The sequence below is a fragment of the Opitutus sp. sgz309028 genome (assembly GCF_059821195.1).
Genome location: NZ_JCAMRR010000001.1, coordinates 1,149,569 through 1,172,367, shown reverse-complemented (window position 1 = coordinate 1,172,367; position 22,799 = coordinate 1,149,569). Strand labels below are relative to the sequence as shown.

Below are 22,799 nucleotides of genomic sequence, written 5' to 3'. Positions count from 1 at the left end.
CAGAAATGAATCCATCGAACCATGACGAATGATCCCTCTTTGAATCACGATCAGGTGCGCGACTACGTCCGCGAGCGCTACGGCGCGATTGCCGAGGAGGCGGACAACGCCTGCGGCTGCGTGAGCACCGGATGCTGTGGCGGCAACTCCGCGGCTTACGGCGAACGGCTCGGCTACACGGCCGAACAACTGGCGGCGGCGCCCGAGGGCTCGGATCTTGGACTCGGTTGCGGCAATCCGCTCGCGCTCGCGAGCATCACGGCGGGCGAGACGGTGCTGGATCTGGGCAGCGGGGCGGGGTTCGATTGTTTTCTGGCCGCCCGGCAGACCGGGCCGACGGGCCGCGTCATCGGCATCGACATGACGCCTGCCATGATCACGAAAGCACGCGCGAATGCGGCGAAGGGGGGCTATGCGAATGTGGAATTTCGTCTGGGCGAAATCGAAGCGCTGCCGGCGGGGGACGGAACGGTCGATCTCGTGTTGTCCAATTGCGTGATCAATCTTTCTCCCGAGAAGGCACGGGTATTTCACGAGGCGTTTCGGGTGCTCAAAGCGGGCGGGCGGCTCGCGATTTCAGACGTGGTGGCAACACGGCCGCTGCCGCCGGAGTTGAAGGCGAAGCTGGCGGCGATCGGCGCCTGCGTAGGCGGAGCGACGCCGGTGGACGAGCTGCGGACGCTGCTTGAGACGGCCGGCTTTGTCCGGGTCGCCATCGTGCCGAGGGAAAGTTCGCGCGAGTATATCCGTCATTGGACCGAGGACCCGGCGGCGGCGGATTGTGTCGTCAGCGCGGCGATCACGGCGTATAAACCGGACACTCGGTGAAAGGCTCATGACGCACGCGGTGGAGACAGATTCGATGGAGATCAGGCCGGCCCGGACGGAAGACCGGATGGCGATTGCGCGGTTGCTGCGCGAGGCAGGTTTGCCGAACGAGGATTTCGCGTCGCACCTCGAGCGATTTTTCGTCGTGACCGGCGGCGGCCAAGTGCTGGCCGCGATCGGGGCCGAAGTTGCAGGCGAAGATGCGTTGTTGCGTTCGCTCGTCGTGGCGCCGGAGTTGCGCGGGCGCGGCTGGGGCGACCGGCTGCTGGCGGCGATCGACGCCGCCGCGGAGAATGGGGAGGTGCGGCGTTGGTGGCTGCTGACCACGACCGCCGAGGCGTTTTTCCGTAAGCGAGGTTTCCGGCGCGCGGCCCGCGACGAGGCGCCTCCGGCGATCGCCGCGACGCGCGAGTTCCGTGAATTGTGTCCGTCGCTGGCGGCGTGTCTGGTGCGGGAAAGGCGGCGCGCGTGAGCGTGGCGGAGTTTGACGCGTCGGTGGTCGAGTTTGCGCGCAAGCTAAAGGCGTTCGTGCGGCGGCGGGTGCGCGACGATGCGACGGCCGACGACCTCACGCAGGAGATCTTGCTGAAGGTGTTTCGCTCGCGGGCGACCCTGCGCGACGGCCAGCGGCTGGAGGCGTGGCTCTATCGGATCGCGCGTAGAACATTGGTCGATCATTACCGCCGGCAGCGTCCCAGCGAAGCGCTCGGCGGGGAACTCATCGACCTACCCGGCGCAGGCGAGTCGGAGGGTTGGCGGGAGGCGGTGCTGGTTTCGACCAGGCGCTTCCTCGACGACCTGCCCGATATCTATCGTGAGCCGGTGCGGCTGGCAGAAATCGAAGGAATGCCGCTCGCGAAAATCGCGCTGCGACTCGACCTTTCGCTGACGGCGGTGAAGTCGCGCGTGCGTCGCGGCCGCGCGCTGCTGCGAAAAAAACTGCAGCGCTGCTGCCGGTTCGAGTTCGACCGTCGCGGCAAGATGATCGCCTGTGAACGCCGCGCGCCGGCGCCATGCAGCTGTCTGCCCGCGTGAAGGCGGCGGGCTTGTGACAATTGGATGACGTCGCAAACCGGGCTTGATCCATATTCCGAAACGGGAATATAAATTGCGCGTGGAACTGGTGAGGATCTACGAGTGCCTCTGCGATGCGACGCGGCTGCGGATCTTGCATCTCCTGACGGAGGGGCCGCTGTGCGTCTGCCATTTCCAGGCGGTGTTGCGCGAACCGCAGGTGAAGATTTCGAAGCATCTCGCGTATTTGCGAACCCGCGGATTGGTGACCTGCGAGCGGCAGGGCAACTGGATGATCTACCGGCTGCCGGCGCGACCGTCGCGCGAACTCCGGCGGAATCTCGCCTGCCTGCAGGACTGCGTGGCGGAGCAGTCGGTCTTTCGCCGGGACTTGGCACGGCGACGCGCCCTGGCGCCGAAGTGGGCCGATAGCGGTCCGGGTGGTTGTGTCACGGCGGCGAAGGAAAATTTATGAGCGAACGGGCCTTCAAAATCCTCATCCTCTGCACCGGTAATTCCGCGCGCTCGATCCTGGGCGAGTATCTGTTGCGCGCGAAAGGTCGCGGGCGTTTCGAGGTGCACAGCGCGGGCTCGAGGCCGGCCGGGCGGGTGAACCCGCTCGCGGTCCGCACGCTGCGCGAAAAATACGGGATCGACGCCAGCGATGCGCGCTCGAAGTCGTGGGACGAGTTCAAGGGCGTGGCCTTCGACTTCGTGATCACCGTGTGCGATCACGCGAGAGAATCATGTCCGGTCTGGCCGGGGCAGCCGGTGATCGCGCACTGGAGTTCGCCGGATCCGGCCGGAGTTGAAGGCAGCGACGAGGAGAAGTTTCGGGCGTTTGTGAATGTCGCTTCCCAGATCGCGGCGCGGGCGGAGTTGTTTTGCGCGTTCTCCGACGAAAAATTGCGTGACGCGGCGGCGGTGCGCAGCGTCGGCGAACAATTCCGTCTCGAAGGCGAAGCGGGCATGCGGAGGTGAGCGATGAATCCGCTCGCGGCCCGACTCTCGTTTCTGGATCGCTATCTCACGCTGTGGATTTTCCTCGCGATGGGCGCCGGCTTGCTGGCCGGGCGTTTTGTGCCGCAGCTCGCGGAGGCGTTGACGGCGTGGAGCGTGGGCACCACCTCCGTGCCGATCGCGGCGGGATTGATCCTGATGATGTATCCGCCGCTGGCGAAGGTGCACTACGAGGAGCTCGGCGACGTCTTTCGCGATGGCAAGGTCCTGCGGCTTTCCCTGCTGCAAAACTGGTTGGTGGGTCCGGTGCTGATGTTTGCGCTGGCGGCGATCTTCCTGCGCGACCGGCCGGAGTATTTCGCCGGGCTCGTGCTGATCGGACTCGCACGCTGCATCGCGATGGTGATCGTGTGGAACGACCTCGCGGGGGGCAGTCGCGAATACTGCGCGGGATTGGTGGCGTTCAATGCGATCTTTCAGGTGCTCTGTTTCGCGCCGATGGCGTGGTTTTTCCTGAAGGTGTTGCCGCCGCTGGTCGGCGTGAGCGTGGGGGAGCTCGATTTGTCGGGTGTGACGATCGGGAGCGTGGCGCAGAGCGTCGCGATCTATCTTGGGATTCCGTTTTTCGCGGGCTGGCTCACGCGCCGGACGCTCCGCTCCGGGAAGCGCGTGCGTTGGTATGACGAGACGTTTGTGCCCGCCATCGGTCCGCTGACGCTGACGGCGTTGTTGTTCACGATTTTCGTGATGTTCAGCCTCAAAGGCGATGCGGTGCTGCGGATCCCGCTCGATGTGGTGCGGATCGCGGTGCCGCTGCTCGCGTATTTCGCGATCATGTTTTTCGCCACGTTCTGGATGAGCGTGCGGGCGGGCACGGATTACGAGCGCGCGGCGACGCTGGCGTTCACGGCGGCGGGAAACAATTTCGAGCTGGCGATCGCGGTGGCGGTGGGCGTGTTCGGACTGGCATCGGGAGCGGCCTTCGCGGCCGTGGTGGGACCGCTGGTGGAGGTTCCGGCGCTGATCGCGCTCGTGACGGTGGCGCTCGCGTGGCGGCGACGTCTGGCGCGGTAGACGGGCGGTGGCGGCCGTCGGTCCGGGAAAGCGAGAGCGCCGGCGAGGGGCGCCGAGAATGCCGTTGCGCCGCGGCGGGTTTCGGCGTCCTTTGGCGGGCTTCATGAAGCTCGACATCCCGCCAGGCGATTTCGCCGGCTACATCTTCGATCTCGACGGCACGCTCATCGATACAATGCCGTTGCATTATCGGGCATGGGACGCCGCGATGAGAAATGCCGGCCTTCAGGTCCGGCTCGACGAGGAGCTTTTCTATTCGCTGGGCGGGGTGCCGACGCGGCAGGTCGCCGAGCGGATCGCGAAACATTACGGGCTCACCGTGGACGTGGAACGCGTTTTCCACGACAAGGAGTCGCTCTTCACGGCGCTGCAGAAAGACGCCCGCGTGATCGGTCCCACGGTGGAGTTTGCGCGGGAAGCCGCGAAAACGCATCCGATGGCGATCGCGTCCGGCGGGCCGCGTGACGTGGTGCTGCGCTCGCTCGAACTCGCCGGACTGCGGCCGCTGTTCAAGGCCGTTGTGAGTGCGGACGACGTCGTCCACGGCAAGCCGGCGCCCGACATGTTTTTGCTCGCGGCGAAGCTGATCGGCGTCGAGCCGGCGCGCTGCCTGGTGTTTGAAGATGCGGAGCCGGGCATCAAGGCGGCGCTCGCAGCCGGAATGCAGGTGGTGCGGGTGCCGAGCCGGAAACGCAGTTGAGGGTTGAGCGCCGCGCGCCGGCCCGACAAGCGTGGAGAGGATGAACTTTCGCGATCTCGTCAGGCCCGGGGTGCTGTCGCAGCCGGTGTATGAGCCGGGCAAGCCGATCGATTATGTCGCGCGCGAACTCGGACTCGATCCCGCGACGATCGTCAAACTCGCCTCGAACGAAAATCCGCTCGGCCCCTCGCCGGCAGCGGTGGCGGCGGCCACGGCGGCGCTGCGGCATGGCGCATTGTATCCGGATGGCGGATGTTTCGCGCTGCGCGAGAAACTCGCCGCGGTGCGCGGGTTGGCGCCGGACCAGTTCGTGATCGGCAACGGCTCGAACGAGCTCATCGAGCTGCTCGGTCATGTGTTTCTCGGGCCGGGCGACGAGGTGGTGATGGCGACGCCGGCGTTCGTGGTTTACAAGCTGGTGGCATTGCTTTTCGGCGCGACGCCGGTCGAGGTGCCGTTGCGCGAGTTCCGGCACGACCTGCCGGCGATCGCCGCCGCCATCACGCCGCGCACGAAACTTGTTTTCGTGTGCAGTCCCAACAATCCCACCGGCACGGCGAACACCGAGGCGGAGCTGCTGGCGTTCGCGCGGGCGCTGCCGGACCACGTGGTGCTGGTGCTGGACGAGGCTTACGCGGAATACGTCGAGGGGGCGCCCGATCTCCGTCCGTTGCTCGCGGAAGGGCGGCGGGTGATCTGCCTGCGGACGTTTTCCAAGATCCACGGACTGGCGTCGCTGAGAGTTGGATACGGCTATGCGGCGCCGGAGCTGGCGGGGCTGCTGAATCGCGTCCGGCAGCCGTTCAACGTCAACGCGATCGCCCAGGCCGCGGCGGTCGCGGCGCTGGACGACCGGGCGTTTGCGGAACAGTGTGCGCGGCAAAATCGGGCCGGCCTTGCCCAGCTTGAGGAAGGATTCCGGCGGCTGTCGCTGCCGTTCGTGCCGAGTGTGGCGAATTTCATCCTCGTGCGGGTGGGCGAGGGCGGCCGCATTTTCGACGCGCTGCAGCGCCGGGGAGTGATCGTGCGCCCGATGGCGCCGTATCAATTAGGAGAATGGATCCGCGTGACGGTCGGGACCGGCGAACAAAACGCCCGCTTCCTCGAAAGCCTCGCGGCGGTGCTTTAGCGCGACGTTTCGACCGGGGCGCCGGTCATGCCGATCGCCGGTGACCAGGCCCTGACCGGGGCAGTTTGGGGTGAGCGGCGCGAGGCATATCCAGGTTCAGGATGCGGCCGGGAACAAAATGCCTTGCGTTAATCAGTAGCTTAATGGTTTAACGTGGGCTCGGCTGCCAACGCAGCTGGTCCTTCTTCAACGCCGGTGGTTTGGCTGCGGGTGATCGTGTGCCGACCGACTTTGCAGCCGGGGCCATGCCGCGGCTGCCGTCCACCAGCAGTTCAACTTCGACTACACAGAATGAAGAACAATCACCGCCTTTTGGCCGCGACGGTCATGTTCGCGTCGGCTTCTTACGCTGCGCCGTTTCTCGCCATCGACGACAATGCCGAGATCTTCCTGACCGGCACCGTCGGCATGCGTGCCGACACCAACGTTTTCCTGGCAGAGAAAACGCCCGGCCGCGACCTCGACGACGTGATCTTCGATTTCAACCCGGGCGCCCAGCTCGTGTTCGGAAAGTCGGCCCTGGTGCAGGGATCGCTTAACTTCACCGAAAGCTTCACGCGTTACGCCGAGCACGACGAGTTGGACGACGAACTGATGTCGACCTCGTTCAATGCCACCTACGGCAACGGCAAGTCGAAGGCTAGTTTCAACGCGAGCTACAACGAGTTGAACCAGAACACGGTCGACGTGCTGCCGGTCGCCGGTTCCCCGCTCAACCTGATCCGCCGCGACGTTTACGCCGTTGGCTCGAACGGCGAGATTTCGCTCACCGACAAATCCAGCGTCGCTGCCGGTGTGCAGTATCAGAAGAGCAGCTACGAGCGCTCCGCCTATAGCGATTCGCAGGTGCTGACGATTCCGGTGAACTATTACTACGAGCTCACCCCGAAGGTGGACACCGGTTTCGGTTACCGCTTCCGCCAGCGCTGGGAGTCGATCCGTCTCGATTCGAAAGATCATTTCTTCAGTGCCAACGCCCGCGGTGAATTCACCCCGAAGCTGAGCGGCCAGGTGGCGATCGGTGTGACCCGCCGCGAATTCATCAAGCCCCGCAGCGCTCCCGCCACGGCTTACCCGAATCTCAAGGACAAGACGCTGTTGGGCATTGATACGAACCTGAGCTACCTCGCCTCGCCCAAAACCACCGTTCAGTTCGGCGTCAGCAACGATTTCGACACGAACTCGCAGGGCGACCAGCAGAAGAACCTCGCCTTCCGCCTCGCCGGGGTGACGAACCTCTCGCCGGAATGGAGCATCACGACGACGGTCAGCTACCGCCGCATCGACTACTACCAAGCCACCGTAAAGCGAATTGACGATTATTTCGAAGGTCAGCTCGGCGCGACCTACATCTTCAGCGAGCAAGTGAATCTGACCGCGGCATATGCCTACCGGACAAACGATTCCGATCTCGCGACGGCGAACTTCGATTCCAACGTCTTCAGCCTCGCCGCCAATTTCCGGTTCTAAGCCGGGACAGGAGTCGCATTCTTTGATTGCGGGAGAAGATCGTTCCGGTCTTCTTCCGCTTTTTTTTCCATGGTTTCTCGGCTGACGATTTGGGGCCTCTTTCTGATGGTGACCACCGGGCTTCTCGGTGCTGAAGGTCCGCGCAGTCGGGAGGACGCCGCAGCCGCGGAGAAGCCCGATTACGTGATCCAGGCCCTGGACCTGCTCCGCGTGCAGGTTTTCCAGGAGGACGATCTCACGCGCGAGGTCCGGGTCTCGCAGGAATATCGGATCGTGCTCCCGCTGATCGGGACGATCGACGTGCGCGGCAAGACGGTCAGCCAGCTGCAGGCCACGATTCGCGAGCTCTTCGACCGCGACTTTCTGGTCAACCCGCAGGTCAACGTCTTCGTCATCGAATACGCCCAGCGCAGCGTGAACGTGCTCGGATCCGTGAATACGCCCGGCGCCGTGATGTTTCCCCAGGAGCAGGGGCTGACGCTCCTCGACGCGATCGCCCGCGTGGGCGGCTTCAGCCGCCTGGCGGACCGCCGCAAGATCAAGCTCACCCGCAAGGTCGATGGGCGCACCGCCTCTTACATTATCAACGCCGACGAAATCATCGAAGGCTCATCCAAGGATTCGTGGCCGTTGCTGCAGGACGATGTGATCTTCGTGCCGGAGCGAATCCTCTAAACCCGGCAGGACGGAACATGGAGCAAGACACGAAACAGCCGCCGCAGGAAGGCTACGGCTACAGCTACGGCGGCAACTACGCAGGCTACTCCGCCGTCGGATACGGCGAGGGCGGGGCGCCCCAACGGACGTTTCAGGACTACCTCCTCGTTCTCCGCGAACGCATCTGGTATATCGTCGTCGTCTTCCTCGTCGTTTTCTCCTCGGCGCTGGTTTACACCCTCAGCCGCACGAAGATTTATCAGGCGTCCGCCACGGTGCAGATCTTCCGCCGCGATCCGGTCGTGATGCAGGTGCAGTCCGTGACGGACAATGAGATCCGCTCCGCCGAGGACCTGAACACCCAGGTGAAGATTCTCGAAAGCGCCGCCATCATCCAGAAGGTCGCCGAGCGCATCACCGGCGAGGACCTGCGCAAGTTCATGGCGCCCTACGAGCAGGATGCCGGCGAGGAGCCTGTATCCGTCCCCGCCATACTGGCACTCAACCGCAAGGTTGTGCCGCAGCGGCTGACGCTGATCCTGCTCGTCCAATACCAGCACCCCGACAAGTTCGTGGCCGCCAAGGTCGCCAATCTTTTCGTCGACGAGTTCATCTCCTACAACGCCCGCGTCCGCATCGAGGAGTCGATGAAGGCGGTCGAGGACCTGAAGGTCCGCGTCGAGCAACAGCGCAAGAAGGTCGATGAGCTCGCCAACAACCTCCAGGCCTACCGCGCCCGAAACAACCTGATCTCGCTCGACGAGCGCAAGGACATCGTCACGGAAAAGTTGAAGGCGCTGAACATGCAGGTGACGCAGACGACGTCGCGGCTCAGCGACGCCGAGATCCGTCTCCGGCAGGTGCAGGAGCGCCGCGCCGCCGGTGGCGACCTCACCGAGCTCACGTTCATCGCCAACCAGCCGTTGATCGCGCAGCTGATCCAGCAGTTGTCCGCCCAGAAGATCTCGATGGCCCAGCTCCGCGAACGCTATCGCGACCGGCACCCGCGGATGATCGAGGCCGTCAATTCGGCCACGCAGACCCAGCGCGAGCTCGAGCGCGCGCTGCAGTCGTCCGAGGCGCTGATCGAGTCCGAATACCAGACGGCGCTGCGCAACGACAAGGAAGCCCGCGCCCAGCTCGCGGCGCAGGAAGCCGAATCGCTGCAGATCGATCGTTACGCCGTCGAATACGACAACATGGCGCGCGATCTGCGCATCAACGAACAGATTCTCCAGTCCATCATCGGCCGCACCCGCGAGACCTCGATGACGAGCGACCTCGGCACGCAGAACGCCCGCCTCGTGGATCCCGCGCGCCCGACCGACGAACCCGTTTCCCCCAAGGTCGCGCTCAATCTCGGCCTCGGCTTCATCGGCGGCCTCGGCCTCGGCCTCGCATTCGCCTTCTTCGTCGCCTACATCGACGATCGCGTGAAGAGCTCCTTCGACATCGAGGGCGTGATCGGACTGCCGCTCGTCGGCATCATTCCGCAGATCAAACGCATGGAGCAGCCGGACAAGGCCCAGATCGTCGTCAACAACGCCGATCGCCAGGTGGCCGAATCCTTCCTGACGCTGCATTCCGCGCTGCGCCTGAAGGACGAAAGCAAAAACGCCTCCTGTATCCTCACCACCAGCACGGTGCCGGGCGAGGGCAAGTCCTTCGTCACGACGAATCTCGCGCTGACGTTCGCCGCGCACGGCGAAAAGGTCGTCATCATCGATTGCGACCTCCGCAAGCCGAACGTTCACAAATCCTTCCGGGTCGAGAATCTCAAGGGCGTCATCGACATCTGCAGCCACGGCGCGTCGATCGACGACGTCGTCATGCGCAACGTCCACCCGAACCTCGACGTGATCCCCGCCGGCGGTCGCGCGAAGAACCCAACCCGCATCCTCAACAGCAAGAACTTCGAAGTCATGCTGTCGGACCTGCGGAAGCGCTATGACCGCGTGTTCATCGACACGCCGCCGCTCGCCGCGGTGAGCGACGCACTGATCATTCTTCCTCTCGTCGACGGTTCCATCTTCACGATCTTCTTCAACAAGGTCCGCCGCAAGGCCGCCCAGTTCAGCGCGAAGAAGCTCCTCGAGGCCAACGTGCCGTGCTTCGGCGCCGTGCTCAACGGCCTCAACCTCGCCGTCTCGGGTTATTACTACGCGCAGTATTACGACAAGTCCTACAAGGATTATTACGTCGTGATGTCGAAGGACGACGACGCGAGCGCGCGCTGACGCGCGGACGCGGGTGCGGCCTGGCGGTGCGAGCGTTAGGCGCGCGCCGCGGCGCGTTGCAGTCGGTCGTTGATCGCCTCGGCCAGTCCGTCGCCCCGGGCGCGCTCGAGATGCACGCGGGTAAATCCGCCTGCATCCACTTCCCGCAGCACGTGAAACAACCGCCGCGCTGCGCCGCGGAGATCGCCGCGCGGATCGAGCCAGAAAATGTTTTTCCCGCGCACGTCAGCCGGCCGGGTGATGAACACCCACGCTTCCGATTTTGGAGCGCGCTGGATCGCCGCGGGCCGGATCTCCTCGTGCAGGACGGCTGGCGTGCGCGGGCTGTAGTGTCGCGTGAGCAGGCCCGGCGAGACTTGCGCTCGATGTTCGTCCGAGCGCGATTTGCCCGCGGCCACGCGCCGGCGTAGCACGCCCTCGATCTGCGCGCGCGTGATGGCGCCCGGTCGGAGGATTCGCGGACGGCGCGGATCTCGCAAGTCGACGATCGTCGACTCGACGCCGATGCGGCACGGACCGCCGTCGAGCACGTGGCGAATTTTCGTTCCGAGTCCTGCGACCACGTGGGCGGCCGAGGTCGGGCTGACGTAGCCAAACGGGTTCGCGCTCGGCGCCGCGAGCGGAAGCGCGGTTTGTTTTAGCAGCCGGCGAAAGAGCGGATGGCTCGGCATGCGCACGGCCACCGTCGGCAATCCCGACGACACCACGTCGGGAATGATCGGCTGCTTTGGCAGCACGAGCGTCAATGGACCCGGCCAGAACGCTTGCGCGAGCGCGAGGGCGGCTTCGTTGGGCTGGGCGACCTCCGGCAGTTGCTTGAGGGAGTGAAGGTGAACGATCAGCGGATCGTTCGCCGGCCGACCTTTGGCCCGGAAAATTCTCCGACACGCCGCCGCATCGAGCGCGTTGCCCGCAAGGCCGTAAACGGTTTCGGTCGGGACGCCGACGACCTCACCGGCCTGCAACGCGCGGGCGAGCCGCACGAGGTTGCGAGGAGTGCCGCGATAGATGCGAGCGTGAGATGGGACCGGCATGGCACGAAAAAGGCCGGAGCCAGTGACGGCGCCGGCCGGGAAAGAAGCGAGCCTCGGCGCTTACTGCGCGAGGAGCATGTTGCGCGAGTGCTTGATCGTGCGGGTGATCGCGCGCTGATGCTTGGCGGAAAGGTGCGTATACTTGCGCGGCAGAATCTTGCCGGTGTCAGTCACGTAGTTCCTCATCACCTGCGGGGTGGTGAACGGAATTTCCGCGGGGGTGAGGCTGCGCTGCTGCTGTTCGTTGGTGCTCATGTCGGAAAAAGAGGCGAAATTTCATGGCCGGTGCGAGGGGTGTCAACCTGCATTTTTGAGATGCAAACGGCCGCCGGATGCGTCCAATCTCTGCGCGCACTGTCCCCGTAGCTCAACTGGATAGAGCAGCGGTTTCCTAAACCGCCTATCCCGGTTCAAGTCCGGGCGGGGGCACCAGCGCCGACGGCTCGGCGAATTTTGGGGAAACAACGCCCGGCGGAGGGCGTCTCGACATTCTCCTTCGCCGGTTCACTCTTTTGCCGCCATGTTTAGCTCCTCCTCCCCCCGCCGCGCGCGTCACCTCCTGCGCCGTGCGTTTACCCTGCTCGAAATCATGATCGCTCTCGCGATCCTCGGCCTGCTGGTCGGCCTGGCCGTTTCGAACCTCGATACGATTTTCGGCGGTGCCCAGGCCAAGACCGCACAGATTTTCGTCACCGAGTCGATCAAGCTGCCGCTCACCACCTATCGCATCCAGATGGGCGATTATCCGTCGACGGCGGAGGGCTTGCAGGCGCTGATCACGCCGCCGGCGAGTCGCGCGGAGCAATGGCACGGGCCTTATCTCCAGGACGGCAAGCTGCCGGTGGATCCGTGGGGCGAGCCTTACGGCTATCGTTATCCGGGCACGAAAAACAAGAACAGCTACGATGTCTTTTCCAAGGGACCCGATCGCACCGAGGGCACCAAGGACGACATTGGCAACTGGTCCGAGGAAAAGTAGCGGATGCCGTTTGGGGACGGTGATCGTTCGCGCGCGGCCTTCACGCTGCTCGAAATCCTCCTGGCGGTGGCGCTGCTGGGATTGCTGAGTGCCGTGCTCGTGGGCGGAGCCACTTACCTGCTCGACTCGCGTCCGCGCACGCCGACGGAAATCTTCTGGACCGCGGTCCGCGAAACGCGCCGCGAAGCGCTCACCGGCGAGCGCGAGGTTCGGCTGAGCTTCGACGAGAAGGAAAAGCAGTTCGTGGCCGACGATGGCCGCGCGCCGAAAACCTATCCTGTCGCCGGGCCGCGTTCGCTCACGATCAGTTTTCTTCCGGCCGTCACCTCGCCGAGCAGCGCCCGGTTGATCGGCGGTTCGCTCTTCGAGTCCGAGTCGATTCCCGCGGTGACGTTTTACCCGGACGGCACCTGCAGCCCGTTCCGCCTGCAGATCCGCAGCACCGGCGAGCCGACCGTTCTGGAGATCGATCCGTGGACCTGTGCGCCGGCGTTGAAGGAGAAGCAGCCATGATGTCGCGGCGCGGTTTCACGTTGCTCGAGGTGCTGATGGCGCTGGTGATCTTTGCGGTCGCCGCCGTGATGATGGGCGCCGCGTATGTGAACGTGCTGAACGCCTACGACATTGTCGGGCGCGGCAACTTCCGCAGCGAGGACGTGAGCTTCGCGCGCCAGCAATTGCTCGCGGAGTCCGACCGCGAGAAGGCGGAGGAAGGGAGCGACTTCGAAGGCGCTGACGGCGCGCGCGTGACCTGGCGAGCGACGATCGAGCAGACCCATCTGCCGGATTTGTTTCGCGTTGAATTCATCTGCGAGGTCGCGGCGACCACCGCGGGTCAGCCGCAGCCAGCGCCCGCGCGCGAAGTGTTTTTCCTGCTGCGGCCGAGCTGGTCGCAGGGACTCGACACCACGCAGCTAAAACAGGACGCGAAGGAACGCATCCTGGAATTGGGAAAGATGACGCCGCGATGAGACCGCCGATGCTTCTCAAGAAGACCGGATCGCGCCGCGGCGTCGGCGCGAGAGGGCGCGCGGGGTTCACGCTCCTGGAAATCCTGCTCGCGCTCTCGCTAGTCGGGCTCGTGCTCGTCGGATTGAACACGTTCGTCTTCTCGATGGGCGAGTTGTGGGGGAAGAACGCCGATCTCCGCCTGTTCGACCAGCACGTGCGGGCGGTCACGCGTTTTCTTGAGCGCGAATTGCGCACGGCGGCATTTCCGCCGGCGGCGACGGCAGGCGCGTCGCCGATCGTGCCCCGCGAGATCCGTCCGCAGTCGGGCGCGACGGAAAATCTGCTGACCTTCGAATTGCCGCAGGGCAGCCGGCTGCTGCGCTGGCCCGACCGGCCGCTGCCCGAAGTGGTGTGCGCGTTGATGGTGCGCGAGGGCGATGGACTAGAGTTGCTCTGGCACTCCCGCCTCGAAACGCGTTTCAACGACGATCCGCCGCGCGAGGCACTGATCTCGCCGCTCGTCACCGGGCTCGCCTACGAATATTACGATCCCAATTTCAAGAACTGGAAAAAAGAACCCCAGCTGCGGCGCGATTCGAACAACCAGCTCGAAGCGCCGCAGCGGCTGCGGTTGACCTTCACCTACGGCAAACTGTCGCGCGAGAGCGTGATCACGCTGCCGCAAACCCCGCAGGCGCTGCCAGATTTCTGATGAACGTGCGCACGTCGATTTTCCGTTTGGTCCGGCCCGCGCGATCCCGTCGCGCGCGCGGATCCGTGCTGGTGATCGTGTTGATCACGATCGTCTTTGCCGTGACCGCACTGGTGGCTTTCGTCGAGAAGGCGGGCGACGATCTCATCGTCGAATCGCGCGAGGTGACGGGCCATCGTTTGCGTCAGGATGCATATTCGGCCCTCGAGGTCACACTGGCCGTCCTCGAACAGTTTCGCAGCGTGAACAGCGGCCTGCACAGTCCGGCGGAAGGCTGGAGCGAGCCGCTGGAGTTTGCGGACTGGCAGCCGGAATCCGGGCGCATCGCCGAAGTGAGTTTCGAGGATGAAAGCGGCAAGCTGTCGCTGCCGAACGTCGATGCGGCGACGCTGCTGAATCTGTTCGAATCGTGGGAGCTGCTGCAGGCCGATGCCGAACGGCTCACGGATTCGTTGCTCAGCTGGATGCGCAAGGATTACGTGCCGGCGACCTCGCGCTACACGGATTACGATCAGGGAGCGACGCCCTACGGGCCGCCGCTGCGCTCGATGCGAAGTTACTCGGAATTGGCGGCGGTCGATTTTGCGCGCGAGGTGTTCTACGACGAAAACGGCCGGCCGAATGAGCGGTGGCATCGCTTCGTCGACGCGGTGTCGTTGCTGGATTTCAAGCAGTCGAACATCAACTCCGGCCGGACCGACGTCGCGGCGGCGTTTGGCGTGGAGAGCCTGACGCAGCAGAGGCAATTGCGCGAGTTTCTCGAGGGCACGGGCGGTCAGGCGCGACAGGGGCCGGGCTATTTTCGCGATGTGGCGGAAGCGGCGGCGCTGATGGGCACGGGCAAATTGCCGCAAGCCTATGGGACCACGATCAGCGCGCTGCGGATCAACGTCACCATCCGCGAAGGCCGGACGGCGTTTCGCGTGTCGGCGGTCGTCGCTCCGTCGTCCGGCGGCGCCAAGGTCGTCGATCAGGTCGCGGAGACGCCGAAGAGCTCCGTCTCAGAGGCGAAGGAACGCGGGAAATCCCCGAGTCCGGCGTCGAGCACGACCAGCACCCCGACGAAAAAATTGAACTATCCCTTTACGCTCTTGGAAATTCGGGAGAATGATGAGATTCCACCTGTCCCTGTAGCCGAGACCGAGGCATGACGAAGTCGTTGATCAAATCCCTGAAGGCCGGCCCGCCGCCGCCGCATGTCGTGCTCCTGTCGGATGCGATGTTTTTCGTTCGCGCGATCCCGGTCCCGCCCGGTTCGACGCCGGCGGAGGTGGCGACGCAGGTGGAGTTGGCGCTCGAGACGCTGTCTCCGTTTCCTCCCGCGCAGCTGTATCATGGTCATTTCTGGCCGGCAGGCGCATCCCGGGCGCTGGTGTTTGCGGCGTATCGGCGGCGTTTCAGCAGCGAGCAGACGGAGGTCTGGGCCGGCGCGGAGCTGGTAACTCCCGCCTTTGCCGCGCTGCTCGGAACGGTGGGGCAGCCGAATACGACGGTGATCGTGCCCTCGGCTGAAGGCCTGACGGCGATTTTTTGGGACACGCAACCGGTCCCGGCGAGGGTCGCGTTTCGCGCCGTGCCGCCGGACGCGACCGAAATGGAGGTGAACCGGCTGCGCGACGAATTGCTCGCGCTCGCGCCCGCCAACCGGCCGGTGGTGTTGACCGCGGGCCCGACCGTCGACGCGGCGCGTAGCGATGGCGAAATCGGCTTCCGGTCCGACGCGTTCGAATCGCGACTGCCCCTTGCGGAAACGACGGCGATGGATGTGCGGGACAAGGAGGCACTGGCCGCGCTCCGCCGTTCGCGCGCGCGCGACCTGGCGTTGTGGCGTGCGTTCCTCGGCTTGGTGGGCGTGCTGGTGTTGCTCGGACTCGGCGAACTCGCGCTGATCGGTTCGGACTTCTGGCTGAAGACGCAGCAGACGCGCGCGAACCTGCAGCGGCCCACGGTCGAGAAGATCATGACCGCGCAGAGCCTCACCACGCGCATCAACGAGCTTTCGACGAAGCGGCTGCTCCCGTTCGAAATGATCTCGACGGTGGTGGCGAAAAAACCGGGTGACGTGACCTTCCAGCGCACGGCCACGAGCGGTCTCTACGGGCTGAATGTCGAGGCCTACACCGCATCGCCGGGATCCGTTTCCGCATTCCAATCGGCGCTCAGTCAGGATCCCGCCGTCGAGCGCGTGGAGGTGCGGGATCAGCGCACGCGCGACAATGTGATGACGTTCACGCTGGCGGTGACGTTCCGGACGGATGCGATCAAGCCGGCCGCGGCTTCCAACCCATGAGAACCTTGCGTGCATTCTTTCTGAGCCGGCTTTTCCGCGAGAAGGCGTTGCTGGTGGCTTTCGTGCTGATCGGCGCGGCGATGTGGGCGTCGAGTTTTTCGAAACGAGCCGCGCGCGAGTGGCGCGCCGTAAGATCCGTGTCGACCGAACTGGAGACGCAGGCGCAGTGGCTCGCCAATCGGGCGGCGATCGAGGAAGCGTCCGTTCGCGCGGTGCAGAATCTCGATCCGTCCCGGACCTTCGACGACACCCGGCTCGTCGGCGAGCTGAGCGCGTTGGCCCGCGAGCACGATTTGCGCTTCACGAACGACACCCCGCAGACGGTGCGCAGCGGCGGCTTCGCCGTGCACACGGTGCAGATCCAGCTGCCGCGCGCCGATTGGGAATCGCTGAAACGTTTTTATCTGAAGCTCGCGAGCCGTTCGCCTTATCTCGGCATCGAGCAGTTCGCGCTCGCCGCCGATCGGGCGAATCCGGCCCAGCTCAATGCCTCGCTGCGCGTGTCGTCGGTCGAGATCCTGCGCTGAAGCCGCGGCGCAATCTTTCCAAAGCGTTACGGTTTGCCGGTTGAGCGGAAGCGGGTGGGAGCGGGATCGTAGCGCCGCGATCCGCCTCCGGCCGGCGACCGGAGGCATGATCCGCGTGCGTCATGCTCGTTATCTCTTTTTTCCGTTGGCGCTCGATCCGGCTCCACGCCCGGAGCTGGATCGTCGTGGGCAGCAGCCTGCTGCTGTCGCCGCGACTGGTCCGCGCGGAAAACGCGATCAGCTACAAGTATCACGATTATCGCGAGGCGGACGGCCGGATCACCGTCGAGTCGCATTACGGCCTCGTCGAGGCGGACGTGGGGACGGACACGCATCTGAAAGTTCAAGGCGTGATCGACGCGATCGCCGGCGCGACTCCGACCGGCGAGCCGGCCGCGACTCCCGGCGGCCCGGTGCCGCTTTCGCAGATCGAGGACCGACGCAAGGCCTGGAGCGCGGACCTCACGCATCAGTTTCCCCGCGTGCAGGTGACCGCGGGTTTCGCCAACAGTCGTGAATCGGACTACGTTTCGAACGGCTGGTCGTTCAACACGCTCGCCGATTTCAATCAAAAGAACACGACCGTGCTGCTCGGCGCCGCCGGCACGGACGACGACATCCGGGTGTTCTTTCAGCGCGATTGGGAGAAAAAGCGGACGCTCGATTTCATCGCGGGCCTGACCCAGCTGCTGGATCCGAACACGTCGGTCACGATCAGTGCCGGCCTCGGGCATTCGTCGGGTTTTCACGCCGATCCGTATCGGCTCGTGTTCAAACGCGTCGAGATCGCGCCGGGCGTTTTCCTGCCGCGGACTTTTGCGGAAAACCGGCCGGACTCCCGCGACAAGCAGACGGTGTTCGTCGCGCTCAATCGGGCGTTTCCTTCGGCGCAGGGCGCGGTCGAGGGAAGTTATCGTTGGTTCCACGATTCCTTTGGCATCAACGCGCACACGCTGGAGCTCGCCTGGTTCCAGAAGCTCGGCGCAAGGTTCACGCTGCGACCCTCGGCGCGTTTCTACGATCAGTCGGCCGCCGACTTCTATCGCGTGGATCTGACAGGCACGAACCTCACGCCCACCGGGCGACCGAATCCGGCCGGGCCGTTCTTTTCCGCGGATTACCGCATCTCCGCGTTGCGCAGCTACACGGTCGGCTTGAAAGCCGTGTGGGACGTCAGCACGTCGTGGCGCATCGATGCCGCGATCGAACACTACGAGATGCGGGGCAAGGATCGCGTGACGTCGCCGGCGGCCTATCCGCGCGCGGCGATCGTCACCCTCGGCGCGCGTTTTGGATGGTAAACGATCATGACGCTGACCGTGCAAACGACCGGGAAGACCGCAGGCGCCGCGATGGAATTGCGACGGGTGCAGTTCGCGGCGCTCGGCACGCATTGCGAGCTCCAGCTGGCCACGGCGGACGAGTCTGCGGCGCGGGCGTTCGTGACGCGGGCGATCGGCTGGGTGGAGGCGTTCGAGGCGAAGTATTCACGATTTCGATGCGACAGCTGGCTGAGCCGCGTGAACGCCGCCGCGGGTGCAAACTGGGTCGAGGCGGACGCCGAGGCGGAGCAACTGCTGGCGCTGTGCGACACGCTTTATTTTGTGACCGGCGGCGTGCTCGACCCGACGATACTCCCGCTGTTGCGGCTGTGGAATTATCACGATCCGCAGGCGCGCGCGCCAGGTGACGAGGCGATTGCGGCCGCCCGGCGCCTCGTGGGTTGGAGGAAGGTGCAACGCGAGCCCGGGCGGGTGTTCTTGCCGGAGCCGGGCATGAGTCTGGATTTCGGCGGCTTCGGCAAGGAATACGCGGTCGACATGGTGGCGCAGCTCGCGCTCGACCACGGCCTCGGGAATGTGCTGGTGGATTTCGGGCACGATCTGCGGGTGCTCGGCGCGCCGCCCGGCCGGGCAGCGTGGCACATCGGCCTGGAGAATCCGCGCGCGCCGGGCACGACCAGCGGCAGCGTGGCCCTGGCGGGAAACCGCGGCGTGGCCTCGTCCGGCGATTATGCGAGGCGCGTGCTGATCGGCGGAAAACGTTTCGGTCACATCGTGGATCCGCGGACCGGCCGCCCGGTCGCAAACGGCTGCGTGCAGGCGACGGCGATCGCCGGCACGTGTTTGCAGGCGGGCGTGCTGTCGACGACGGCGTTCGTGCTCGGGGTGCCGGCGGGGATCGAGTTCATCCATTCGTTTCCGGGCGCCGAGGGATTGCTCGTGACCGAGCAGGTGCGGGCGCAAACGCGCGGATTTTTTCGCCATGTGGTTTCCTGAAAAATTCTTCACTTTTGCCGCGGCCCTCGCGGCGCTCGCGGCCGGCCCGTTGCACGGGCAAGTCGCCGCCGGCGATCCATTCCCTTCGCTGGCGCACGCCGGATTGGCGAATGCCGAACTGCCGGAGTTGCACGGCCGGGTGGTGCTCGTCGACTTCTGGGCATCGTGGTGTGCGCCCTGCAAGGCGTCGTTTCCCGCGATGGCGCGGCTGCAGGCGGAATTTGCGCAACGCGGGCTCGTGATCGTGGCGGTGAGCGTCGACGAGGTGGAACGGGCTTATGCGGCCTTCCTGCGGAAAATGGCGCCGCCGTTCGCGGCGCCACGCGATGCGAGTCAGGCACTTGTCCGCGCCGTGAAAGTGCCGGCGATGCCGACGTCGTATTTGTTGGATCGCTCGGGACGCGTGCGCTTCGTGCATGCGGGCTTTCACGGTCGCGCGACCGAGGACGAGTTGCGCGCCCAGATCGATGCGTTGTTGAAGGAAACCGGGTGAGCTCATGAAAAATCGACCGGCATGGAAAAGGATCGGCCTGGCTGCCTTCGTCGCGGCGTTGCTGGGCATGACCGGCTGCGCGACGACACGCGTGCAGCCTTGGGAGCGGACCATGTTGACGGACTATACGATGAGACCCGACCGCGATCCGCTGGCGAGCGCGACGGCGGATCACACGTATTACTCGCGCGAAGCGGCGCACGGTGGCCGGGGCGTCGGTGGCAGCGGCTGTGGATGCAACTGAACCGAATCGAATGGCTCCCGCGGTAAAACCTGCCAAGCTCCCGTCGCAGCCCGAGCGATGCGCATCCTCGTGATTGAAGACGAAGCCCAGCTGGCACGACATATCGCGCGTGCGCTGGAACGGCATGGTCACGTGGCCGGCACACGGCAGGATGGCGAGGAGGGCCTGCGATTCGCCCTGGCCGACCCGCCGGATCTGATCGTGCTGGATTTGAATCTGCCGGGGATCGACGGCATGTCCGTGCTGGCCGGCCTGCGTCAGGCGAACAATCCCGCGCGCGTGCTCATCCTCACGGCGCGCGGCGAAGTCGAGCATCGGGTGAAGGGCCTCAAGGCGGGCGCGGACGACTATCTCGCGAAACCGTTCTCGCTCGATGAACTCGTGGCGCGCGTCGAGGCGCTCGGCCGTCGCGGAGCGACGCCGACGGCGGTGGACTTTTTGAAAGTGGCGGACCTGCAGATGGACGTGCTGCACCGGCGCGTCAGCCGGGCGGCGCGCCCGGTGGCGCTTTCGCCGCGGGAGTTCGACGTCCTGCAGGTGCTGATGCAGGAGCCGGGGCGGGTGTTTTCGCGGACCGAGCTCTGCGAACGCGTCTGGCAGCGCGATCACGAATACGACACGCGCACGGTGGAGATCTTCATCGCGCGGCTGCGCAAGAAAATCGACAGCGGTTTCCCGGCGCCGCTGATTCACACGGTCCGTTCCATCGGTTACGCCATTCGCTCTCCCGCTGCATGAGTGCCTCGATCGTTCGGCTCGCGTGGATCTGCGCGCTGGTGACGGCGGCATCGCCGGAGCGGGCCGCGGCCGAGTCGGTCATCGAAGGGCGCGTGACGTTGCCGGAGACGCGGTCCGCTCCGGTGGTGAAGCGGCGCTACGAGATCGTGAGCAAAGGAGGAGTCGTGGCCGTGAGCCCGCCGCTGGCAGTGGTGTATCTCGAGGGGGTGTTCCCGCGTCCGGAGCAGCCGCGAGTCGTGCAGCTGCCGCAGAAGGATCTGGCGTTCGCGACGGCGTTGCTGCCGATCCAGGTGGGGACGCGCGTCGAGTTTCCGAACCTCGACGATACCTACCACAACATCTTTTCCTATTCCGCGCCGAAACGTTTCGATCTCGGCCGTTACCGGGGCGACGAGCGGCCGATTCCGTCGGAAACGTTCGACACGCCGGGGCTGGTCACGCTGCGCTGCGACATCCACGAACACATGCGCGCGATCGTGCTGGTGCTGGAGACGCCGTATTTCGTGGTGACGGATCCCGAGGGAAACTTCCGACTCTCGGGAGTGCCGGCGGGGCGCTACACCTTGAGCGCGTGGATCGACAGCAAGACGACGCTGCGTCAGCCGGTCGAGATCGCGCCGGACGGGACGCTGCGCGTAAACTTCCCGTGACCCGCGGCCTGCCGGCTCCGGGCTTGTCCCATGGCGCTCACCGAATTGTCCCAGCGTTCCTCCAGCCGGCCGGAGGTGGCGCAGTTGGATGAGGCACGGCGCTTCCGAAAAAATCTGCTGCTCGCGATGATGGTGGTGGTCGCCGCCGCGACCGCGCTGTCGCTTTATCTGGCGCAGCAGAACATCGAACGGACCTTCGAGGCGGAACGGCAACGCGAGTTTCAGGGCGAACTCGCCGCGCTGGCGAGCGTGCAGGAGTTGAGGCATGCGGCGCTGGTGGAGCGCTGCCGGCTGCTGGTGCGGCGCGCGCGGATTCACGCCGCGCTCGAGGACGATGCGCTCGACCTGCTGTATCCAAGCGCTCGCGACGAGCTGCGCGACGTGATGGAGCGGCCGGACGCGGCGGACGGCGGCGCGCGCTATGGACTGCATGCGCAGTTCTACCGGTTCCTCGACCGGACGGGAAACGTGATCCCCCCGGCCGGCGCGGCGGGCGTGGGGGCGCTTTCTCCGGCCGAGGAGGCGCGGCTCGCGCTTCGTTCCGGCATCGACGAGAGGCAGCTCGGCTATCTGGTCCGGCGGGCGCCGGACGGCGCGACGACCGTGGCGGAGATCCTCGCGTTGCCGATCGTCTCCACCGAGACCGGCGAAGCGATCGCCGCCATCGTGTTTGGCTTCCTTCCGGCGGAATATGCCGGTGCGCGCGGCGGCGGCGAGATCAGGCGCGGCATCTGGCTGGACCACGAACTGCATCTCGACGGGATCCCGGCGGCCGAACGGCAGGACCTCGGCCGCGAATTGTCGGATGCGATCGCCCACGGCACCGGAACATCGAACAGCTTCGGCCGGGTGCTCGAAGGCGTGCGGCAGATCGTTTTCTACAAGCAGCTGAACCCGGCTTCGGATTATCCGCCGGCCTTCGAGGTTTGCGTTTATCCGCTCGCGGAACTGCGGGCGCGGCAGCGGCACGCGCTCGTGCAGGTGCTGGGCGTGGGCGCACTGTTGCTCCTGGGCGGATGGGCGGCGAGTCGCGTCGTGGCGGGACGACTCTCGCGGCCGGTCGAAAAGCTGGAGCTGGAATCGGCGGAGGACCGCGCGCAGCGCCGGCGGGCGGAAGCGGCTTTGGAAACCACCAATGAAGAGCTGCAGCGCGCGGCGCGGTTTTCGGCGGACGCGTCGCATCAGCTGAAAACTCCGGTCACGGTGCTGCGCGCCGGATTGGAGGAGTTGCTGGCGCGGGAGCATTTCACGCCGGAGGAATGCCGCGAGATCTCCGCCCTGATCCATCAGACCTATCGGCTCTCAAGCGTCATCGAGGACCTGTTGCTTCTGTCGCGCATGGACGCCGGACGCCTCAAAATCGAGTTCGGTGAGATCGACCTGATTCAGCTGATCGACGCGGCGGTCGACGATCTGAGCGCGCAGCCGGATGCCTTGGCGGTGGAGGTCTCCGTCGCGGGACCGCGGCCGTTGCACGTGGCCGGCGAGCGGCGCTACCTCGCGTTGATCCTCCAGAACCTTCTGGAGAACGCGCGAAAATACAACCGGCCCGGCGGCCGCATTCGCATCGACGTGCGCGCGAGCGAGGCGACGGCGGTGCTTGTCGTGGCGAACACCGGACCGGCGATCGCGGCCGCCGCGCGCGAGCATATTTTCGAGCGGTTTCACCGCGGGACGATGGGAGAAAACGTCCCTGGTTACGGCCTGGGTCTGAACCTCGCGCGCGAGTTGGCGCGGCTGCATGGCGGCGACGTGCAACTGCTCCGCTCCGACGGAACGTGGACGGAGTTCGAGGTGACGTTTCGCCTCACGCGAGTTACGTGAAACCGACCG

27 protein-coding genes and 1 tRNA gene are annotated in these 22,799 nt (G+C 65.3%); 26 read left to right on the top strand and 2 right to left on the bottom strand.

Annotation, left to right across the window (positions count from 1 at the left end; genetic code table 11):
* The first annotated feature begins 21 nt into the window (after positions 1-21).
* From AC6RV7_RS04490 to AC6RV7_RS04440, 11 genes are all read left to right on the top strand, one after another.
* Positions 22-828: an arsenite methyltransferase gene (locus tag AC6RV7_RS04490; RefSeq protein WP_500092706.1), complete on the top strand. Its 807-nt coding sequence runs from the start codon at positions 22-24 to the stop codon at positions 826-828.
* A 7-nt stretch (positions 829-835) separates the two neighbouring features.
* On the top strand, positions 836-1,300 hold the full coding sequence (gene arsN2 / locus AC6RV7_RS04485; RefSeq protein ID WP_500092705.1) for an arsenic resistance N-acetyltransferase ArsN2: 465 nt from the start codon (positions 836-838) through the stop codon (positions 1,298-1,300).
* The gene (locus AC6RV7_RS04480; RefSeq protein ID WP_500092704.1) at positions 1,252-1,863 is read left to right on the top strand and encodes a sigma-70 family RNA polymerase sigma factor; all 612 of its coding nucleotides are present in this window, start codon (positions 1,252-1,254) and stop codon (positions 1,861-1,863) included. The genes arsN2 and AC6RV7_RS04480 overlap by 49 nt, the downstream gene beginning before the upstream one ends.
* Before the next feature lie 43 nt (positions 1,864-1,906).
* Positions 1,907-2,317 carry an ArsR/SmtB family transcription factor gene (locus AC6RV7_RS04475; protein WP_500092703.1) on the top strand — a complete coding sequence of 137 codons (411 nt, stop codon included), beginning with the start codon at positions 1,907-1,909 and terminating at the stop codon, positions 2,315-2,317.
* Positions 2,314-2,823 (top strand): arsenate reductase ArsC, encoded by a 510-nt coding sequence (locus AC6RV7_RS04470; RefSeq protein WP_500092702.1) that lies wholly within the window; start codon positions 2,314-2,316, stop codon positions 2,821-2,823. Before AC6RV7_RS04475 ends, AC6RV7_RS04470 begins: the two co-directional genes overlap by 4 nt.
* A 3-nt stretch (positions 2,824-2,826) precedes the next feature.
* Complete coding sequence (arsB, locus tag AC6RV7_RS04465; protein ID WP_500092701.1) at positions 2,827-3,876, top strand: ACR3 family arsenite efflux transporter; 1,050 nt, start codon at positions 2,827-2,829, stop codon at positions 3,874-3,876.
* Positions 3,877-3,979: 103 nt separating this feature from the next.
* The gene (locus tag AC6RV7_RS04460; RefSeq protein WP_500092700.1) at positions 3,980-4,576 is read left to right on the top strand and encodes an HAD family hydrolase; all 597 of its coding nucleotides are present in this window, start codon (positions 3,980-3,982) and stop codon (positions 4,574-4,576) included.
* A 40-nt stretch (positions 4,577-4,616) separates the two neighbouring features.
* The gene (gene hisC, locus AC6RV7_RS04455; RefSeq protein WP_500092699.1) at positions 4,617-5,705 is read left to right on the top strand and encodes a histidinol-phosphate transaminase; all 1,089 of its coding nucleotides are present in this window, start codon (positions 4,617-4,619) and stop codon (positions 5,703-5,705) included.
* A 291-nt stretch (positions 5,706-5,996) separates the two neighbouring features.
* Positions 5,997-7,175, top strand: coding sequence for an outer membrane beta-barrel protein (locus tag AC6RV7_RS04450; protein WP_500092698.1), 1,179 nt, complete (start codon positions 5,997-5,999; stop codon positions 7,173-7,175).
* Positions 7,176-7,244: 69 nt separating this feature from the next.
* Positions 7,245-7,850 carry a polysaccharide biosynthesis/export family protein gene (locus tag AC6RV7_RS04445; RefSeq protein ID WP_500092697.1) on the top strand — a complete coding sequence of 202 codons (606 nt, stop codon included), beginning with the start codon at positions 7,245-7,247 and terminating at the stop codon, positions 7,848-7,850.
* A gap of 17 nt (positions 7,851-7,867) precedes the next feature.
* Positions 7,868-10,069, top strand: coding sequence for a GumC family protein (locus AC6RV7_RS04440; protein WP_500092696.1), 2,202 nt, complete (start codon positions 7,868-7,870; stop codon positions 10,067-10,069).
* Between the two features lie 35 nt (positions 10,070-10,104).
* Here the strand turns inward: AC6RV7_RS04440 and AC6RV7_RS04435 are convergent, their stop codons facing one another.
* Together AC6RV7_RS04435 and rpsR are read right to left on the bottom strand one after the other, a co-directional pair.
* Positions 10,105-11,103: an L-threonylcarbamoyladenylate synthase gene (locus AC6RV7_RS04435; protein ID WP_500092695.1), complete on the bottom strand. Its 999-nt coding sequence runs from the start codon at positions 11,101-11,103 to the stop codon at positions 10,105-10,107.
* A 60-nt stretch (positions 11,104-11,163) separates the two neighbouring features.
* Entirely contained in the window at positions 11,164-11,358 is a 195-nt protein-coding gene (gene rpsR, locus AC6RV7_RS04430) for a 30S ribosomal protein S18 (RefSeq protein WP_500092694.1), read from the bottom strand.
* 101 nt (positions 11,359-11,459) lie between these two features.
* Between rpsR and AC6RV7_RS04425 the strand changes: the two genes are divergently transcribed.
* The 15 genes from AC6RV7_RS04425 (at position 11,460) to AC6RV7_RS04355 (ending at position 22,790) form a co-directional block, all read left to right on the top strand.
* Positions 11,460-11,535: transfer RNA gene (locus AC6RV7_RS04425), tRNA-Arg, on the top strand.
* Positions 11,536-11,623: 88 nt separating this feature from the next.
* Entirely contained in the window at positions 11,624-12,082 is a 459-nt protein-coding gene (gene gspG, locus AC6RV7_RS04420; RefSeq protein ID WP_500092693.1) for a type II secretion system major pseudopilin GspG, read from the top strand.
* Between the two features lie 3 nt (positions 12,083-12,085).
* Positions 12,086-12,595, top strand: coding sequence for a prepilin-type N-terminal cleavage/methylation domain-containing protein (locus AC6RV7_RS04415; RefSeq protein ID WP_500092692.1), 510 nt, complete (start codon positions 12,086-12,088; stop codon positions 12,593-12,595).
* Positions 12,592-13,053 (top strand): prepilin-type N-terminal cleavage/methylation domain-containing protein, encoded by a 462-nt coding sequence (locus tag AC6RV7_RS04410; RefSeq protein ID WP_500092691.1) that lies wholly within the window; start codon positions 12,592-12,594, stop codon positions 13,051-13,053. The genes AC6RV7_RS04415 and AC6RV7_RS04410 overlap by 4 nt, the downstream gene beginning before the upstream one ends.
* An 8-nt stretch (positions 13,054-13,061) precedes the next feature.
* Complete coding sequence (locus tag AC6RV7_RS04405) at positions 13,062-13,745, top strand: prepilin-type N-terminal cleavage/methylation domain-containing protein (RefSeq protein ID WP_500092690.1); 684 nt, start codon at positions 13,062-13,064, stop codon at positions 13,743-13,745.
* Complete coding sequence (locus tag AC6RV7_RS04400; RefSeq protein ID WP_500092689.1) at positions 13,745-14,896, top strand: type II secretion system minor pseudopilin; 1,152 nt, start codon at positions 13,745-13,747, stop codon at positions 14,894-14,896. The genes AC6RV7_RS04405 and AC6RV7_RS04400 overlap by 1 nt, the downstream gene beginning before the upstream one ends.
* Complete coding sequence (locus AC6RV7_RS04395; RefSeq protein ID WP_500092688.1) at positions 14,893-16,035, top strand: hypothetical protein; 1,143 nt, start codon at positions 14,893-14,895, stop codon at positions 16,033-16,035. Before AC6RV7_RS04400 ends, AC6RV7_RS04395 begins: the two co-directional genes overlap by 4 nt.
* The gene (locus AC6RV7_RS04390) at positions 16,032-16,562 is read left to right on the top strand and encodes a GspMb/PilO family protein (protein ID WP_500092687.1); all 531 of its coding nucleotides are present in this window, start codon (positions 16,032-16,034) and stop codon (positions 16,560-16,562) included. The genes AC6RV7_RS04395 and AC6RV7_RS04390 overlap by 4 nt, the downstream gene beginning before the upstream one ends.
* Positions 16,563-16,684: 122 nt before the next feature.
* The gene (locus tag AC6RV7_RS04385; protein WP_500092686.1) at positions 16,685-17,863 is read left to right on the top strand and encodes a DUF3570 domain-containing protein; all 1,179 of its coding nucleotides are present in this window, start codon (positions 16,685-16,687) and stop codon (positions 17,861-17,863) included.
* A 6-nt stretch (positions 17,864-17,869) separates the two neighbouring features.
* On the top strand, positions 17,870-18,841 hold the full coding sequence (locus tag AC6RV7_RS04380; RefSeq protein WP_500092685.1) for an FAD:protein FMN transferase: 972 nt from the start codon (positions 17,870-17,872) through the stop codon (positions 18,839-18,841).
* A complete protein-coding gene (locus tag AC6RV7_RS04375) occupies positions 18,828-19,334 on the top strand; it encodes a TlpA family protein disulfide reductase (RefSeq protein WP_500092684.1) in 507 nt (168 codons plus the stop codon). The genes AC6RV7_RS04380 and AC6RV7_RS04375 overlap by 14 nt, the downstream gene beginning before the upstream one ends.
* 4 nt (positions 19,335-19,338) lie before the next feature.
* Complete coding sequence (locus AC6RV7_RS04370) at positions 19,339-19,578, top strand: DUF4266 domain-containing protein (protein ID WP_500092683.1); 240 nt, start codon at positions 19,339-19,341, stop codon at positions 19,576-19,578.
* Positions 19,579-19,635: 57 nt separating this feature from the next.
* Positions 19,636-20,316: a response regulator transcription factor gene (locus AC6RV7_RS04365; protein WP_500092682.1), complete on the top strand. Its 681-nt coding sequence runs from the start codon at positions 19,636-19,638 to the stop codon at positions 20,314-20,316.
* Entirely contained in the window at positions 20,313-20,966 is a 654-nt protein-coding gene (locus AC6RV7_RS04360) for a carboxypeptidase regulatory-like domain-containing protein (protein ID WP_500092681.1), read from the top strand. The genes AC6RV7_RS04365 and AC6RV7_RS04360 overlap by 4 nt, the downstream gene beginning before the upstream one ends.
* Before the next feature lie 30 nt (positions 20,967-20,996).
* On the top strand, positions 20,997-22,790 hold the full coding sequence (locus tag AC6RV7_RS04355; RefSeq protein WP_500092680.1) for a sensor histidine kinase: 1,794 nt from the start codon (positions 20,997-20,999) through the stop codon (positions 22,788-22,790).
* Positions 22,791-22,799 lie beyond the last annotated feature (9 nt).